The organism is Agromyces hippuratus (assembly GCF_013410355.1).
Taxonomy (GTDB): Bacteria; Actinomycetota; Actinomycetes; order Actinomycetales; family Microbacteriaceae; genus Agromyces; species Agromyces hippuratus.
Map to the genome: position 1 here is coordinate 2002158 of NZ_JACCFI010000001.1, position 17393 is coordinate 2019550.

10 protein-coding genes are annotated in these 17393 nt (G+C 69.0%); 5 read left to right on the forward strand and 5 right to left on the reverse strand.

Annotation, left to right across the window (positions count from 1 at the left end):
- The 4 genes from BJY17_RS09415 to BJY17_RS09430 form a co-directional block, all read right to left on the reverse strand.
- Positions 1–207: a hypothetical protein gene (locus BJY17_RS09415; protein ID WP_179551116.1), complete on the reverse strand. Its 207-nt coding sequence runs from the start codon at positions 205–207 to the stop codon at positions 1–3.
- A gap of 58 nt (positions 208–265) precedes the next feature.
- A complete protein-coding gene (locus BJY17_RS09420) occupies positions 266–838 on the reverse strand; it encodes a PKD domain-containing protein (RefSeq protein ID WP_179551117.1) in 573 nt (190 codons plus the stop codon).
- Positions 839–1086: 248 nt separating this feature from the next.
- Positions 1087–1671, reverse strand: a complete 585-nt coding sequence (locus tag BJY17_RS09425) for a hypothetical protein (protein ID WP_179551118.1) — start codon at positions 1669–1671, stop codon at positions 1087–1089.
- Between the two features lie 89 nt (positions 1672–1760).
- On the reverse strand, positions 1761–3428 hold the full coding sequence (locus BJY17_RS09430) for an acyl-CoA dehydrogenase family protein (protein WP_218889875.1): 1668 nt from the start codon (positions 3426–3428) through the stop codon (positions 1761–1763).
- 267 nt (positions 3429–3695) lie between these two features.
- Here BJY17_RS09430 and BJY17_RS09435 point away from each other — a divergent pair, with 267 nt between their 5' ends.
- The 4 genes from BJY17_RS09435 to BJY17_RS09450 all read left to right on the forward strand — a co-directional run bounded on the left by BJY17_RS09435 (position 3696) and on the right by BJY17_RS09450 (position 12323).
- Positions 3696–5429 carry an ABC transporter ATP-binding protein gene (locus BJY17_RS09435; protein ID WP_179551120.1) on the forward strand — a complete coding sequence of 578 codons (1734 nt, stop codon included), beginning with the start codon at positions 3696–3698 and terminating at the stop codon, positions 5427–5429.
- Positions 5426–7501, forward strand: a complete 2076-nt coding sequence (locus BJY17_RS09440) for an ABC transporter ATP-binding protein (protein ID WP_179551121.1) — start codon at positions 5426–5428, stop codon at positions 7499–7501. The genes BJY17_RS09435 and BJY17_RS09440 overlap by 4 nt, the downstream gene beginning before the upstream one ends.
- Before the next feature lie 239 nt (positions 7502–7740).
- Complete coding sequence (locus tag BJY17_RS09445; protein WP_179551122.1) at positions 7741–10845, forward strand: M14 family metallopeptidase; 3105 nt, start codon at positions 7741–7743, stop codon at positions 10843–10845.
- Positions 10846–10970: 125 nt separating this feature from the next.
- Positions 10971–12323 (forward strand): MFS transporter, encoded by a 1353-nt coding sequence (locus BJY17_RS09450; RefSeq protein ID WP_322789795.1) that lies wholly within the window; start codon positions 10971–10973, stop codon positions 12321–12323.
- A gap of 64 nt (positions 12324–12387) precedes the next feature.
- Here BJY17_RS09450 and BJY17_RS09455 read toward each other — a convergent pair whose 3' ends face one another.
- Complete coding sequence (locus BJY17_RS09455; RefSeq protein ID WP_179551123.1) at positions 12388–16248, reverse strand: S8 family serine peptidase; 3861 nt, start codon at positions 16246–16248, stop codon at positions 12388–12390.
- 163 nt (positions 16249–16411) lie between these two features.
- Between BJY17_RS09455 and BJY17_RS09460 the strand changes: the two genes are divergently transcribed.
- The gene (locus BJY17_RS09460) at positions 16412–17365 is read left to right on the forward strand and encodes a TrmB family transcriptional regulator (protein WP_218889876.1); all 954 of its coding nucleotides are present in this window, start codon (positions 16412–16414) and stop codon (positions 17363–17365) included.
- Positions 17366–17393 lie beyond the last annotated feature (28 nt).

Sequence of the window (17393 nt, forward strand, 5' to 3'; positions counted from 1 at the left end):
TCAGGCGTGTGGGGGCGGGTCCTCGGCGGTCGGGGCTCCGCTCTGCTGTTCCTCGATCGGCGGCTTCTTCGCAGCCCCGAATGCAAGGGCGAACGCGAGGCCGATGGCCACTCCGATGGCGATGCCGAGCGCGAGACCGATGCCCCACCCCTCGACGGACCGAGGCGGCGGCTTCGAACCCGGCGGGGTCTGGGGAGTCTCGGTCATGAAGCCATCTCACCCCACCGTGCGCGCCGCCGCCTCCACCGGGCGACGGAGATCTCCGTCAGCAGCCCGGGCCCGACGGGTTCGCGTTGCAGTCGCCGTTCGTGAGCACCGTGTCGAATTCACCGACGAGCACGCGCTGCGGATCACCCGCGACGGCCAGAGTGCCCGCGATCGAGCGCCAACCCGAGCCACCGAATCGGTACTCGGCGCGCAGCACGGCTTCGAGCGTGACGGTGTACTCGCCGGACTCGGCGTAGACGTGGCTCGTGCCGGTCGGCGTGAACTCGCGCTGCCCGAGCGCGGCCCAGGTCTCGCCGGGCGCACCACTCTCGACGACGCCGCCGTCGCTGTGCCGCCACCGGAATGCGACCGGTGTGAACCGTACGTCAGCGGGTCGGCCGAGCAGCGTGCCCGACACCACCTGAGCGGATGCCTCGGCCACGAAGTTCGCCGGAAGGTCTTCGACCGCCCAGCCGCCGGGCTCCATCTCGTTGCCCGGCTTCGCGGGAATGAATGAGGCGATGTCTCGGAGGGTGACGGTGACGGACGGGGCGGGGGCTGCAGGGTCTTCGGGAGGGGTCGGCTCTGTCGCGCACAGTGCCGCGTTCAGCGGACTGCAGTTCTCGGGCATTGTGGGTTCTTGCGCCTCGTCCGTCGGGCCATTGCTTGCCCTGGTGTCCGCCTCGTCTGGCTCCACGGCCGTGGACGGCCAGTCCGACTCACCGAATTCACCGACTCCGATGAGATCGATCTGACCAAGTTCCGTGTTGACCACGCTCGACGCACCGCAGGTCCCAGAAATGATCTGTTCCTTTGAACAACTCGATGTTGCGGCCGCTGGCATCGCATCGGCCACAACGACGGCAACGGCAACGGCAACTACAGACAGAAGTTTTCCCGTTCCCACAGCGTCCTTTCCGTCACCTTCATAGACTCGGGACGGTCGCCTTGGACAACGACCGTGTACGGGATCTTGACGATTCTGCCCTCGACGACCAACGAGGTTCCGCTGGCATCCAGCAAGTCGAGCCCGCTGATGTCATCGCACACGTACGCAGTGACAAGCGCACCGTGAGCGTCATAGTCAGCGAACTGGAGCTCCTCAACCGCGAACTCGATTGTCCCTGAGGTCCGGAGCCCTTCCACGGCAAACCGTTCGGCCGCAGAAAGCTCGTCTTCGAGCGCGGGGCCGCTGGCAACCGCCTCCAGCCGCTCAGACGATGTCCCGCTATCCGCGGTGACTTCTGCTGAAACGGCAAGAAACGAAGCGTAGGCGACCGTCAACGCCGCGAGCGCCTCCTCGTCCGACGCGAAGATCGGCTGCGAGGCATCCGCTGACGGACTCGGCGAAGGTGCCGGAACGCTGCCCGTGCACCCGCTCAGCAGCAGCATGATCGCGCCGGCTGCGGCGAGCGCGGCGCCCGCACTCCGGCGGGATCGCTGCGTCGGTCGGGAGAGGGACATGGCGAATACCCTAGGCGAGCACTCGAGCGCCGAGCGGGGTTATCCACAGCCACAGACACAGACACAGGCCTGCCCCGCGTCACCCGCGCTCACGCGCGCGCGAGGATCCCCGCGACATCCGCCCCGCGCGGCAGCACCCCGTACTGCCGCCCGCCCTCGTCGCCGAGGCGGGTGCGCACGAACGCGTCGGCCATCCCGCTGGGCGAGAACCGCAGCATGAGCGAGCCCTGCAGCACGAGGGCCAGCCGCTCGGTGAGCTCCCGTGCGAGGAGCGCGGCGCCCGCGGCATCCGTCGCCGACAGCTCGCGCACGAGCGATCGCGCCGCTTCGAGCGCATCATCGAACACGGGCGACTCCCCCGCCGCCGACCCGACCTCGGCGAAGAACGCCTCGAACGCCGCGGGTTCGCGAGTGAGCACGCGCAGCACGTCGAGCGCGATGACGTTGCCCGAGCCCTCCCAGATCGCGAGCAGGGGTTGCTCCCGGTAGCGCCGCGCGAGCGGGAACGCCTCGGTGTAGCCGTTGCCGCCGAGGCACTCGAGCGCCTCGGCCGCATGCCCGGCGCCCCGCTTGCACACCCAGTACTTCGCGACGGCGGTCGCGAGGCGCCGGAACGCCTGCTCCGAGTCATCCGCATCGCTGTCGTACGAACGCGCGAGGCGCATCGCCGTGAGCGTCGCCGCCTCCGACTCGAGCGCCAGGTCGGCGACCACCGCGGCCATCGCGGGCTGGTCGACGAGCAGCTCACCGAACGCGCGGCGATGCCGCACGTGCCACGCAGCCTCGGCGACCGACTGCCGCATGCCCGCCGCAGAGCCGATCACGCAGTCGAGCCGGGTGCGCGTCACCATCTGCACGATCGTCGCGACGCCGCGCCCCTCTTCACCGATGAGCCAGCCCGAGGTGCCGTCGAGCTCGATCTCGCTCGACGCGTTCGACCGGTTGCCGAGCTTGTCCTTCAGGCGCTGGATGCGGAACACGTTGCGCGAGCCGTCGGGCAGCACGCGCGGCACGAAGAAGCAGCTGAGTCCGTGCTGCGCCTGCGCGAGCACGAGGAACGCGTCGCTCATCGGCGCGCTGCAGAACCACTTGTGCCCGGTCAGGCCGTACTCGGCGCCCCACGAGCCGGCCCCGCCGCGCCGCTCGGCGCGCGTCGTGTTGGCCCGCACATCGGAACCGCCCTGCTTCTCGGTCATCGCCATGCCCACGAGCGCCGACGACTTCGGCCCTGCGCCGCCGGCACCTCCGAGCACCGGGTCGTAGGCACGGCTCAGCAGCCGAGGCATCCATTCGTCTCGCAGGCCGGATGCCGCGAGCTCGAGCGTCGGCACCGCTGCGTGCGTCATCGACACCGGGCAGGCATGCCCGGGCTCGACCTGCGCGAAGAGCAGGAACGCCGCCGCCCGATCGACGTTCGCACCGGGCCCGGGCGCCGCAGCGGCACTCGTGTGCGCGCCGGCCGCGACCGCCGCCCCGATGACCCGGTGATAGGCGTCGTCGTACTCGACCTCGTCGACGCGACGCCCCCAACGATCGAAGCTGTGCAGCACCGGCGGGTGCGTGTTCGCCCGCTCGGCGTCGCGCTGGAACGCCGCAGACCCCACGAGCGCGCCGACGTCTGCGAGCCCCTGAGCGGATGCCTCGGCACCGCCGCTCCCCCATCGCGCGACCGCCTCGACGAGCGGCACGTTCGACGAGTACTCGTCGACGTCCTCGCGCGCCGGCACCTGGTTCTCGACCTCGTGGGTGTTGATCATCTTCGGCCTCCGCGCCCATTCTCGCGCTTCTGCAATGTGCTGATGGACCATGATTTCGCTCTCGGTGAACGCGAGCAACGGATGACCGCGACTCGCTTGCGTCACCCCCTCCGCCGTGTGAGGCTGAAACGCTGCAATGTCGTACGGGGGTGCGATGCTGCAGGTCGAGCGAGGGGTGTGGCTGCCCTGGCCGGAGCTGTGCGCGCACGAACGCGCCTCGGCAGGCGGTGTCCGCTCGATTCCCTGACTCCTCGTAACGGAGACGCCATGCTCGGAAAAATCCTTGTCCGCTATCTCAAGCCCTACAAGTGGCTCCTGCTCGGTGTGCTGATCTTCCAGTTCATCTCGGCACTCGCCACGTTCTATCTGCCGCGCCTCAACGCCGACATCATCGACAACGGCGTCAGCAAGGGCGACACCGCCTACATCTGGTCGACCGGCTCGTTGATGCTGCTGATCTCCCTCGGGCAGATCACGGCATCGATCATCGCCACCTACTTCGCGGCGCGCGCCGCGATGAGCGCCGGCCGCGACATCCGCGACCACGTCTTCGAGCGCGTCTCGGGCTTCTCGGAGCGAGAGGTGTCGCGGTTCGGCCCCGGCTCGCTGATCACCCGCAACACGAACGACGTGCAGCAGGTGCAGATGCTCGCGATGATGGGCGCCACGATGCTCGTCACCGCACCGATCCTCGCGATCGGCGGCGTGATCTTCGCCCTGCAGCAAGACGTCGGCCTCAGCTGGATCATCGCGGTGGCGGTGCCCACCCTGCTGATCATCGCGGTGATCGTCATCAGCCGCATGGTGCCGCTCTTCCGCAGCTACCAGCACAAGCTCGACAACGTGAACCGCATCATGCGCGAGCAGCTCACCGGCGTTCGCGTCGTGCGCGCCTTCGTGCGCGAGCCCATCGAAGAGGAGCGGTTCGCCGGCGCGAACACCGACATCATGGTCGTCGGCCGAAAGGTCGGTTCGCTCTTCGTGCTGCTCTTCCCGCTGTTCATGCTCGTGCTGAACGTCACCGTGGTCGGCGTCGTCTGGTTCGGCGCGTTCGCCGTCGATGCCGGCGAGGTGCAGATCGGCACGCTGTTCGCCTTCATGCAGTACGTGATGCTCATCCTCACGGGTGTGCTCATGGCGAGCTTCATGACGATCATGATCCCGCGCGCCGCGGTCTCGGCCGAGCGCATCGGCGAGGTGCTCGACTCGACCTCGACGCTGGCCCGCCCCGAGAACCCGGTGACGGTGTTCCCGACGCCGGGTTCGGTCGAGTTCACGGATGCCGCGTTCACCTACCCGGGCGCCGAACACCCCGTGATCTCGGGCATCACGTTCGGAGCCGCGCCCGGTGAGACGGTCGCGATCGTCGGGTCGACGGGCGCCGGCAAGACGACGCTCGTCTCGCTCATCCCGCGTCTGTTCGACGCGACGGGCGGCAACGTGAAGGTCGGCGGCGTCGACGTGCGCGAGGCCGATCTCGACCACCTCTGGTCGTCGATCGGACTCGTGCCCCAGCGCCCGTTCCTCTTCACCGGCACGGTCGCGTCGAACCTTCGGTACGGCCGTGAGAACGCCACCGACGAAGAGCTGTGGCACGCGCTCGAGATCGCCCAGGGCCGCGACTTCGTCGAGGCGATGGAGGGGCAGCTCGACGCGAAGATCTCCCAGGGCGGCACGAACGTCTCGGGCGGTCAGCGGCAGCGACTCGCGATCGCCCGTGCGATCGTGCACCGCCCCGACATCCTCGTCTTCGACGACTCGTTCTCGGCGCTCGACCTGACCACCGACGCGAGACTCAGGCAGGCGCTCTGGCGAGAACTGCCGGAGGTGACGAAGATCGTCGTCGCCCAGCGCATCTCGACCATCACCGATGCCGACCGCATCGTGGTGCTCGACGACGGCGGCATGGTCGGACTCGGCACGCACGAACAACTGCTCGAGACCTCGCAGACCTACCGCGAGATCGTCGAATCCCAGCTCGGAGTGGAGGCCGCCCGATGACCGCACAGACCCCACTCTCCGCAGAGGAACAGCTCGAGCTGGAGCTCGGCGAGCAGGCGCGCATCAACGCCGACGACTGGAGCGGCGCCGTCGCACCGGGCAAGGCGAAGAACTTCGGCCAGAGCTTCGGCCGGCTCATCGGCCTCTTGAAGCCGCACGCCTTCGGGTTCACCCTGGCCTCGGTCCTCGGCGCCCTCGGTGTCGTGCTCACGGTGTGGGCGCCGAAGGTGCTCGGCGAAGCGACGAACATCATCTTCGCCGGTGTCATCGGACAGCAGCTGCCCGCGGGCACCACGACCGAGCAGGCCGTCGAGGGGCTGCGGGCCGCCGGTCAAGACGACCTCGCCAACGTCGTCGCGACCGCGGGCGTCGTGCCCGGTGAGGGCGTCGACTTCGTGCGCCTGAGCCAGGTCATCATCCTCGTGCTCGCGCTGTACATCGTCGCGTCCGTGCTCACCTGGGTGCAGGGCTACGTGATCAACGTCATCATGGTGAAGACCATGTGGCGCCTGCGCGAGTCGGTCGAGGCGAAGATCAACCGCCTGCCGCTGAGCTACTTCGACAAGGTGCAGCGCGGTGAGCTGATCTCGAGGGTCACCAACGACATCGACAACATCACGCAGGCGATGCAGCAGTCCCTCTCGACCGTGGTCACCTCGGTGCTCACCGTCGTCGGCGTGCTCATCATGATGTTCACGATCTCGTGGCAGCTCGCCCTCGTGGCGCTCGTCTCGCTGCCGCTCATGGCGGTCATCTTCGGCATCATCGGCCCGAAGTCGCAGAAGGCCTTCGGCATCCAGTGGCGCAAGGTCGGTCGACTGAACGCCCGCGTCGAGGAGTCCTTCTCCGGCCACGCCCTCGTCAAGGTCTTCGGCCGCGAAGAGGATTCGCGTGCGAAGTTCAAGGCCGAGAACCAGGAGCTCTACGAGGCATCCTTCAAGGCGCAGTTCCTGTCGGGCATCATCATGCCCGGCATGATGTTCATCGGAAACCTGACCTACGTCGGCATCGCGGTGCTCGGCGGGCTCATGGTCTCCACCGGTCAGCTGCGTCTCGGCGACGTGCAGGCGTTCATCCAGTACTCGCAGCAGTTCACCCAGCCCCTGTCGGAGCTGGGCGGCATGGCTGCGGTGGTGCAGTCGGGCACGGCTTCGGCCGAGCGCGTCTTCGAACTGCTCGACGCCGACGAGCAAGAAGCCGATGCAGCGGATGCCCCGGCGCCCGCCGACGGCGACGGCACGATCGTGTTCGAGCACGTCGCGTTCTCGTACACGCCCGAGCGCCCGCTCATCACGGACCTCTCATTCCAGGTGGAGCCGGGGCAGACGGTCGCGATCGTCGGCCCGACCGGTGCCGGCAAGACGACGCTCGTGAACCTCATCCTGCGGTTCTACGAGCTCGACGGCGGCCGCATCCTCGTCAACGGCCAGGACATCGCGGATCTCACGCGTCACGACGTGCGTGCGCGCACGGGCATGGTGCTGCAGGACCCGTGGTTGTTCGCCGGCTCGATCCGCGACAACATCCGGTACGGCCGCCAATCGGCGACCGACGACGAGGTGCTGGCTGCGGCGCAGGCGACCTACGTCGACCGCTTCGTGCACTCGCTTCCCGACGGGTACGACACCGTGCTCGACGAGGATGCGTCGAACGTGTCGGCCGGCGAGAAGCAGCTCATCACGATCGCTCGCGCGTTCGTGGCGCAGCCCTCGGTGCTCATCCTCGACGAGGCGACCTCCTCGGTCGACACCCGCACCGAGCTGCTGCTGCAGCACGCGATGGCGGCGCTCCGCGAGGGCCGCACGTCGTTCGTGATCGCGCACCGCCTGTCGACCATCCGCGACGCCGACCTCATCCTCGTGATGGAGCACGGCGACATCGTCGAGAAGGGCAACCACGAGGAGCTCATCGCTGCGAAGGGGGCGTACTACCGCCTCTACAACTCGCAGTTCGAGCAGGCGGCGACCGACATCGACGCAGAGCTCGCTGCGGGAGACGATGCGATGGTGGCCTCGAGCGTCGAGGCGGCCGCCTCGGCCGGCGAGTCCGAGACCGACGACGCGATCGTGTAGCCCGCCCACGCGTACGCGCACGACGATGCCCGCTCGCACCTCGGTGCCGGCGGGCATCGTCGTCTCCGTGCGCGACGGCGATGGTCGACACGAATCGAACCGATGACTTGACAGCCGCGGCGGGTCGCAGGAGGCTAACCCCTGAGGGTCCGCAGTGAGCACAGAGTTGTGACGAGCATCAGGCACCCGAGACGACGCGTCACTCCCGTTCTGGCCGGAGACGGACCGGAGGAGTCGTCATGGCTGGAACTCACCGCATTCCCAATCGCCTCGTCTTCGGGGTCGCCACGCTCGCACTGGCGTTCTCGATGCTCGGCCCCGTCGGCGCCAATGCCGCGGCCGACGACGGCGCTCTCGACATGTACACGGCTGACGTGAGCTCGACGGAGGCGGCCGAGATCGCCGCCGCCGGCTTCGACGTCGCCAACAGCACGGTCACCGATTCGGGCGTGAGCGTCGACATGGTGCTCACCGCCGACGAGGCGAAGAGCCTCCAGGCCCGCGGTCTCGACGTCAAGGTCAAGAAGAACAAGAACGGCAAGTCGGCGAAGCAGCTGGCGGACGAGCAGGCGGCATCCGGCTACGACGTCTGGCGGTCGTGGGACGAGAAGGGCGGCATCCGCGATGAGCTCTACCGTCTCGCGAAGCAGAACCCGCAGCTGGTCAAGCTCGTGGTGCTCGGCCACACCTACCAGGGCCGCGAGATCATCGCGCTGAAGCTGACCCAGGGGGCGCGGGGCCAGGCGGACGGAACGCGTCCGGCAGTGCTGTACAGCTCGACCCAGCACGCTCGGGAGTGGATCTCCACCGAGGTGAACCGGCGGCTGCTGAACTCGTTCATCGACGACTGGCGGGCCAACGACAAGGAGACCAGGGACCTCCTCAAGAACAACGAGCTGTGGTTCGTGCTCGTGGCCAACCCCGACGGCTACCAGTACACGTTCGACCACGAGCGCCTGTGGCGGAAGAACCTGCGAGACAACGACGGCGACCACGAGATCACGCGTGCCGACGGCGTCGACCCCAACCGCAACTACCCGGAGCACTTCGGATACGACGAGGAGGGCTCGTCGTCGCAGATCAGCAGCGACACCTACCGTGGTCCTTCAGCCGGATCCGAGCCCGAGACGCAGGCGATGATGTCGCTGCTGGACCGTGGCAAGTTCGAGTTCCAGGTCAACTACCACTCCTTCGGGCAGTGGCTGCTGTACGCCGAGGGCTGGCAGACCGGCACGCCCACCGCGGACGACCCGATCTACTACGCGTTGTCGGGCAACCGCGACAACCCGGCGATCCCGGACTTCGAGCCGGGCCTCTCGTCCGACGTGCTCTACGTGACCAACGGCGAGACGACCGACTTCGCGCATTCCCAGAACGGAACGCTGGCCTGGACGCCGGAACTCGGCGAAGGCGACGACGACGGCGGGTTCGTGTTCCCCGACGACGAGGCGCAGGTGCAGGCGGAGTTCGAGCGCGCCCTGCCCTTCGCACTCGATGTGGCCAAGTCGGCGGCCGATCCGGCCAACCCGGTGTCGCACCTGGGCCTCGAGACCAAGCCCTTCTACCTGGAGAGCGACGACACGTACAAGGACGGTCTGCCCCAGGTGAACTACACGTTCGACTACTCGTACGGCGACCCGCAGGAGGTGCGCGTCATCGCCAAGCGCAGCCTGGGCGACGTGACACTGAGGTACTCGATCAACGGCGCCCCTGCGGTCAGCGTGCCGACCGAGGAGTGGACAGGCGGTGATCGCTACGGCGGCAAGACCGGTGTCTACTTCCACACCCTCAGCGGCTTCGTCACCGGCACCACTCCGGGCGACGACGTCGAGGTCTGGTTCGAAGGCGGTGGAGAGTCGAGCGATTCGTTCACCTACCGGGCCGTCGAGGAATCCACCGACGACGTGCTGATCATGGCGGCGGAGGACTATACGGGCGCCTCGCCGGCACAGGCCGGCGGGCCGAACTACCTCGGTTACTACCAGGAGGCCCTGGACGCCAACGGCACGGGCTACGACGTCTACGACGTCGATGCGCGCGCTCGGACCGCACCCGACGCCTTGGGCGTGCTCTCGCACTACGACGCCGTCATCTGGTACACCGGCGAGGACATCATCACCCGCGAACCCGGCTGGGGCGGCGGCAACGCCTCCCGCTTGGCGTTGGACAACACCCTCGAGGTTCGCGACTTCCTCAACGAGGGCGGCCGCGTGCTCTACACCGGGAAGTACGCCGGCACCCAGTACACCGGAACCGACCAGTTGTACGACCCGACGGCGGCGAATGCGCAATGTCGGGCCGACGCGGCGGTGCAGGAGCGGTGCCGGCCACTCGGCGGGTCGGGCGACTTCACCAACGACATGATGCAGTACTGGCTCGGCGCGTACCTCACCGTCGACGATGCCGGCACGGCGGAGGACGGAGGCCTCCTCGACGTCCTCGGCGTCGACACCCCGTTCACGGATCTGGACTGGGGCTTCAACGGCGCCGAAAGTGCCGACAACCAGGACCACAGCAACTCGTTCATCACGACGAGCGGCATCCTCGACCCGGCCGTGTACCCGCAGTTCGACAGCTGGGTCGCAGGCAGGTGGGATCGTGAGGGCGGCCCGTTCGAGCCGCACACGGGCGACGCGTACGCCTACTCGCAGATCGGCGACGTGTCGTACAAGCGCCTGACCAACACGATCGACGTGCCGGCCGGTGGCGCCACGATGTCGTTCTGGACGTCGTACGACACCGAGGCCAACTGGGACCACATCGCCGTCGAGGCGCGCCCCGCGGGCGGAGAGGACTGGACGACCCTGCCCGATGTCAACGGGAACACCACCCAGAGCACCGGGGACAGCTGCCCGGCCGGCTGGCGCGACCTGCACCCGCAGCTCGACCACTACCAGACGCTCGACGCCGAGACGACGACCTGCACCCCCACCGGCACCACCGGTGAGTGGTGGGCCGACTCCGGCAACTCGGCCGGCTGGCAGCAGTGGTCGGTCGACCTGTCGGCGTACGCCGGCGGCCCCGTCGAACTGTCGATCGGCTACATCAGCGACTGGTCCAGCCAGGGCCTGGGCGTGTTCGTCGACGACATCGAGGTGTCGACGGGCCAGGGCACGACGTCGTTCGAGGGCGGCGACACCGGCGGGTGGGTGATCACCGGTCCTCCGCCCGGCAGCGCGCCGAACCCGAACAACTTCATCATCACGACGGCCGCAGGGTTCCCCGAGGCCGCAGTGGTGGCGACGCCGGGCTCGCTGACGGCCGGCTTCGGGTTCGAGGGCATCACCGACGCGGCCACCCGGGCCGCGTGGATGGGCCGCGCACTGGATCACCTGCTCGACTGACGGGCGCTGGTCGATGACCGGATGCCTCGTCGTGACACGGTCGCGGCGGGGCATCCGCTCGTCGGGGATACGCTGGAACCGACGGCCCGCCCCCTCGTCGTCGCAACCGACGAAGTGAAGGCCTCGTGACGATCGACCCCGCACCAGTACGCCCCTGGCGACTCTGGCTCGTGTGGGGTGTCGGCGTCGCGGCCTACATGCTGTCGGTCACCAACCGCACCTCGCTCTCCGCAGTCGGCGTCGACGCCGCCGTACGGTTCGATGCGGATGCCTCGACGCTGTCGATGTTCGCGGTCATCCAGCTCTTCGTCTACGGGGCGATGCAGATTCCCGTCGGCATCCTGCTCGACCGTTTCGGCGCACGCCCGATCATCACGATCGGCATGTTCCTCATGGCCGTCGGCCAGCTCGTGATGGCGTTCGCACCCAACGTCGGCACGGCGATCCTCGCCCGCATGCTGCTCGGCGCCGGCGACGCGGCGATCTTCCCGAGCGTGCTGCGCGTCGTCGCCGTCTGGTTCCCCGAGCGGCAGGCGCCCTTCATGGTGCAGCTCACCGGCATCGTCGGGCAGACCGGGCAGCTCTTCGCGATCCTTCCCATCGCGGCGCTGCTGCACGCGACGAGCTGGACGATCGCCTTCGGCAGCCTCGCGGGGCTCGGCGTGCTCTTCACCGTGCTGACCTTCGCGGTCATCCGCAACCGTCCACCAGGTCGGAACGCCGACATGAGCGTCGACACGAAGACCGGCGCCATGCACGCCGTCACCTCGTCGGCCGACCTGCGCCAGGGATTCACGGAATCGTGGGCGCACCCCGCGACCCGCCTCGCATTCTGGTCGCACTTCACGACGCCGTTCTCGGGCACCGCATTCATCCTGCTGTGGGGCTTCCCCTTCCTCACGGTCGGCGAGGGGCTCACGCCCGCGATGGCGTCGCTCATCTTCAGCGTCTACGTCGTCGCCGGCATGGTCGTCGGGCCCATCATCGGCGCGCTCTCGAGCCGGCATCCGATGCGCCGCTCCCGCATGCTCGTGCTGCCGATCATCGGCATCCAGGTCGTCGCGTGGCTCGCCGTCATCCTGTGGCCGGGCCCCGCGCCGCTGTGGCTCCTCTTCGCGCTCGCGCTCGCGCTCAGCACAGGCGGCCCCGCCTCGATGATCGGCTTCGACCACGCCCGCACCCACAACCCGAGCCACCGACTCAGCACCGCGACGGGCATCGTGAACGTCGGCGGGTTCCTCGCCGCGCTGCTCGCCATCCTGCTCATCGGCATCGCGATGGACGCGCAGGGCGCGGGCACGCCCGACACCTACAGCCTCGAGGCCTTCCGGCTCGCGTTCCTCACCCAGCTGCCGCTCTGGGCGCTCGGTGCGGCATTCATCGTCTTCGAACGCAAGCGCACCCGCGTGCACCTCGGGCTCGACGAGCCGCGCCGCCGACGCCGCGGGGCGAACCCGCCGGGCGCGCCGGCCGAGTAGCAGGCAGCACCCGGCCCGGGCGACGTCTCCGTCACCCGGGCCGGTGTCCCCCGTCATCCCCCGATCAGCGGCCGCGGCCCTTCGCCGGGGCGATCTCGAGTGCCCGCTCGATCTCCTGGCTGAAGGTGTTGCCCTCGGCGTCCTCGGCCGTCACCCGCAGGTCGATCCACCCGCCTGCATCGGCGACCGGAAGGTTCGCCCCGTAGACCGTGACGTGGGCGCGCCCGTCGGCGAAGATGCCCGTCGGCGGGTTGCCGGCGCCCGAGTCGGGCGACACCACGTCGAGCGGCACGGCGACCCACTCACCTCCTGCAGCGCGGATCTCCAACGTCGCCGCGGTCATCGCTCCGCTGTCGACGGCACCTTCGACATGGCCGAGTTCGAGTCGCAGCGGAAGGTCGGAACCCTTCTTGCGCCCGGAACCGGCCGTGCCCGAGGCATCCAGTTCGACGTCGTAGTAGGCCTGGATCATCGCTTCGAGTCGCGTCGTCCAGTCGCCCCGCTTGCCGGAGGTGGTGTACGTCCATTCCGACACGGTGCGGGTCGACGAGGGCAGCGCGCTGCCGTCCTGCACCGCGGTATTGACGATGCGCACCTCGGCGTCGCCATCGGGAAGGTCGGTCGTGTTGACGCCCTGGAACGGCGACGACTTCACGAACTCGCCGTTCAGGTAGTACTCCGTGTTCTGCGAGAAGCGCGGGTCCCCGCTGAACACGTCGAACGCGCCGGCGTGCTCGGGTTCGCCGCCGTCGCCCCACGAGGGCAGGTTCACCTGCGAGAAGTCGCTCTGACGGTACGGGGCGAAGAAACCGGTGGCCACGTACGGGCGCACGATCGAGCCGAAGAAGCTCGTCTCGTCGCGTTCGCCGGGTTCGTACGAGCGGACGATGTCGCGCACCTGCCAACCGACGTCGACGACCTCGGCGGTCTGGTACCAGTCCATGCTCGAGTCGACCCATTCGGTGCGCTCGATGCCTCGGCCGAGCGCGAACGGCAGGCCGAAGCCGAACGTCCGGTTCGGAGCGACATCCCAACGGAACTCGCCGACCAGGTCGGCCTGCTTCCCGTAGTAGGTGGTGTCGACCCGTGCGAGATCCTTCGGCTGGTACGAGAGGTCCTCGGGGATCGAGCCTTCGACGTACCGCGCGACGTCCCAGATCTCGGGAGCGTTCGCAACGCCCGTGCCGGTGACCGTGAGCTTGCCCTTCGACGCGGCGAGCGCCTCGAGGACCGCGCGGCCCTGCACGCCGCTGATCGCGACGACCGGGATCGCGACCGAGCTTCCGTCGTCGGCTCCGACCCACTCGCTGAGCTCGCGATCGGCGTCGTTCGCGACGAGCAGCATCGTCGCGCCCGCAGCGAGCGCGTTGACCGCACGCTCGTTCGGCGACACGTCGTTCGACCGCGTCACGATGGCGACCTTGCCGCGCACGTCGACGGCGGCGAACTCCTCGACGCTGCCGGTGCCGACGTCGACCGCCTGCGCCTTCAACTTGCCGTCGTACCGTGTCGCGCCGGCCTGCAGGAGCAGGTCGAGCGATTCCTTGCCGGCCGACAGGGTGAGCGGCGGGGTCTGCAGCCGCCAGCGCGCGGTGAAGTCGAACCGCTCACTGTCGGGCTCCTCCATCGGCTGCGCCCAGAGTTCGTCCATCCAGACGGGTACGAGCACACCGGTGCCGTAGCTGTCGGCATTGACGTCCATGCGACGCAGCACGGGCGACACGTGGTCTTCACCGACGTCGACGGTGACGGGCTCGGCTTCGCGTGCATCGAATGCGACGGCCACGTCGCCGTCGAGCTCGAAGTCGGGATCACCGACGAGCACATCGGCGCGCACATCGGCTTCGCGATCGAGGTCGAGCGTCGTGGTGAGCGCATAACGACCGGCGGGCAGCCGCAGTGTGGCTTCGCCGTCGACGGCGACGAAGCCGAGCACCTCTTGCGCGTCGTGGGAGTAGAGCACGCCGAAGGCCGCGGCGGGCTCGCCGTCGAAGTCGGTGGCGGTCACGGTGAGGTCGTAGCGTTCGGCTTCCGACGCGATGCCGAGCGCCGTGCGCGCCACCGTGCGGTCGCCGATCGACGCGCTCAGCGCGCCGGAGAGCTGCGTGCCGGCCGGCACCTTCGCCGGGTCTGCGGTGAGCGTCGCTGCACGTGTCTCGCCCGCCGGAATCGTCAACGATTCGGTGTCGAGCGCGAGCACGTCGGAGGCCTCGACCTCTGCCGAGCCCTCGAGCGTCGCCGTGAGGCCGACGACGACCTCGACGTCGCCACGGTTGGTGTACGACACGGTGCGCACGACGGGTTCGGGTTCCCCGCCCCAGGCGAGCATGCCGAAGTCCCCCGACCCGGCCGCGATGACCGGTGCATCGACGGCCTCGGCGACATCGACGACGCCGGTGCCGACCTGGAAGGCGGTGAGGTCGACGTCGGTCGTCGTGCTCGTGAGCGCGGCCCGAACCTGTTCCCCCGTGTACTCGGGGTGCTGCTGCTTGACGATCGCGGCGGCGCCGGCGACGTGCGGGGTCGCCATCGAGGTGCCACTCATCGCGACGTACGCCCCCGAACCGCTGGAGTCGGCCGACCTGGCTGCCGTCACATCCGATCCCGGGCCGGCGATCTCGGGCTTCAGCGCACCAGAGCCCGCGAGCGGGCCCTGGCTCGAGAACCACGAGAGTTCCCCGCTCGGGTCGACGACCGAGCCGACGGTGAGCGCACGCGCAGCGGCGCCGGGCGCCCCGATCGTTTCAGGGGCACCGCTGTTGCCCGCGGCGACGACGAAGAGCGCCCCGGTGTCCTCCGCGATGCCGTTGAGCGCTTCGGACATGAGGTCCTTGCCGTCGGAGGGCTGACGGGTGCCGAGGCTCATCGACACGATCGGTGCCCGCTCGGCGGCCCACTCCATGGCGTCGATGATCCAGGAGTCCTGACCGGAGCCGTCCTTGTCGAGCACCTTGCCGACGAGGAGATTCGCACCATCGGCAACACCGCGTTGTGCACCGTCGCTCGCAGCACCGGTGCCGGCGATCGTCGAGGCGACGTGCGTGCCATGCCCGTTCGGGTCCCAGGCGACCTCTTCGCCGGGCACGAAGCTCGTCGAATCGGGAAGCACCCGGCCGGCGAGATCGGGGTGGGTGTCGTCGTAGCCGGTGTCGAGCACCGCGACGGTGACGCCGGCGCCGGTGTAGCCCTTCGCCCAGGCATCGGGGGCGCCGATCCAGGGCACGCTCGAGTCGAGGGTCGCCTCGACCTTGCCGTCGAGGTGGATGGCGGCGATGCCGCCGCCGAAGGAGGCGGTCGACGGGTCGGCTGCGACGGCTCGCGCATCGGGTGCACCGGCGTCGGCGGTGAGTGCCGCCCATGTCGATGCCGCCTCGGCGTGCGCCGCGGTGGCCGCTTCGGCCCCGATGCTGTCGAGCTGCACGCCGACGGTGAGGCCCGGTGCGGGCGGTTCTTCACTGAACGCAGTAGCCCCGCCCTCGAGCTCGATGATCACGGGTGTCGCGTCGACGGAGGCGTCGTCGTACCCGTACTCGATGAGTTGCGTGACGTTGAACAGGTCGACATCGAGAGCCCCCGAAGCGAGGTACGCCTGCGCAGTGTCGGGGATGATGCTCAGCTCGTCGCCAGCGGTGACGGTGCGGTAGCCGGCACCGGGCACGACGGTCTCGACCTCGACGGTCTGCGTGCCGCCGGGGATCGCGGTGACCGTGACCCGGTCGCCGGTGATGAGCGTGACCGAGTGCGAACCACCAGGGCTCGTGGATTCGGTCGTGATGGCGCCGCCGGGCGGGACTCCGTCGTCCGCCGCTGGGCCGGCGAGCGCCGGGATGCCGGCGGCGCCGACCCCCGCGATGCCGATCGCGATGCCCGCCGCCGCGGCGACGACACTTCGGTGTCGCCTGGGCGGATTGATTGGTCGTTGCATGAGCGTTCCTCTCGTGCCGATCTGGACTACTCAGCACGGTTCCACAATCCCCCGTTAGGGTGGTGGCGGAGGGGCGCCTTGGCGGGCATCCGCCAATTCGCCGCGCTGGCCCGACTGCAACGTGCGGAAGAGTGAGGGGGTGCTCGTGCTCGAGGCCATCGGAATGGACGAATCCCATACCGCCGTCTACCGCCTGCTCCTCGGACTGCCGTCGGCCGATCTCGAGGAGGTCGCCCGCGGCGCCTCGCTGTCGATGCGGGCCGCCCGCGGGATCCTCGACGACCTCGAAGGGCTCGGCCTCATCGCTCGGCAGGCCTCCGCGCGCGACCGGGTGGTCGCGTCTCCGCCGTCAGTCGCGCTGCGGCCGATCCTGCTCGAGCACGAACGTCGTCTGAGCTCGGCACACGAGGCACTCGTGCATCTCAGCGACGTGTACCGCGAGGGCACCGCACAACGCGCGGCGCCCGATGTCATCGACGTCGTCCATGGCGCGGATGCCGTCGTTCAGCGCCTGGGTCAGCTCCAGGCCTCGGCTGAGCGGGAGGTGCGGGTGTTCGTGCTCGAGAAGATCGCCCTCGTGTCGGGGCCCGAGAACATCGAGGAGGATCGGGCGCTCTCGCGCGGCGTGCGCTACCGGGTGATCGCCGAGCGAGCCGTGCTCGAACGACCGGGCTTCGTCGATACCGTGCGCACGCTCGAGCCGCTCGGTGAAGAGGTCCGGGTACTGCCACGCCTGCCGACGAGGCTCTTCATCGCCGACGACGCCTTCGCGCTCCTGCCGATGCACACGCAGGGCGACGAAACCGTCTCCGGCGCGCTGCTCATCCATCCAAGCCCGCTGTTCGACCTCGTGCAGTCGATGTTCGAGGACTCGTGGAACCGGGCCGCGCGACTCTTCGCCGACCGCGGCGAGGTGCAGGATCTCGAGCCCGACGAGTCGATCGATCGCGACCTCCTGCGGCTACTGCTCCTCGGCATGACGGATGCCTCGGCGGGCGCCCAGCTCGGCCTCTCGCTCCGCACGGTTCAGCGACGGATCGCAGGCCTGCTCGACCGGGCCGAGGTGACCACCCGCATCCAGCTCGGCGCCGAGGCCGTGCGTCGGTCGTGGGTCTGACCCACGACCGGCACGGCCCCGGCGCTTC

Excerpts from the sequence above, each read along its gene's own strand:
- BJY17_RS09415 (WP_179551116.1), bottom strand. The coding sequence starts at position 207 with ATGACCGAGACTCCCCAGACCCCGCCGGGTTCGAAGCCGCCGCCTCGG.
- BJY17_RS09420 (WP_179551117.1), bottom strand. The coding sequence starts at position 838 with ATGCCCGAGAACTGCAGTCCGCTGAACGCGGCACTGTGCGCGACAGAG.
- BJY17_RS09425 (WP_179551118.1), bottom strand. The coding sequence starts at position 1,671 with ATGTCCCTCTCCCGACCGACGCAGCGATCCCGCCGGAGTGCGGGCGCC.
- BJY17_RS09430 (WP_218889875.1), bottom strand. The coding sequence starts at position 3,428 with ATGATCAACACCCACGAGGTCGAGAACCAGGTGCCGGCGCGCGAGGAC.
- BJY17_RS09435 (WP_179551120.1), top strand. The coding sequence starts at position 3,696 with ATGCTCGGAAAAATCCTTGTCCGCTATCTCAAGCCCTACAAGTGGCTC.
- BJY17_RS09440 (WP_179551121.1), top strand. The coding sequence starts at position 5,426 with ATGACCGCACAGACCCCACTCTCCGCAGAGGAACAGCTCGAGCTGGAG.
- BJY17_RS09445 (WP_179551122.1), top strand. The coding sequence starts at position 7,741 with ATGGCTGGAACTCACCGCATTCCCAATCGCCTCGTCTTCGGGGTCGCC.
- BJY17_RS09455 (WP_179551123.1), bottom strand. The coding sequence starts at position 16,248 with ATGCAACGACCAATCAATCCGCCCAGGCGACACCGAAGTGTCGTCGCC.
- BJY17_RS09460 (WP_218889876.1), top strand. The coding sequence starts at position 16,412 with ATGGACGAATCCCATACCGCCGTCTACCGCCTGCTCCTCGGACTGCCG.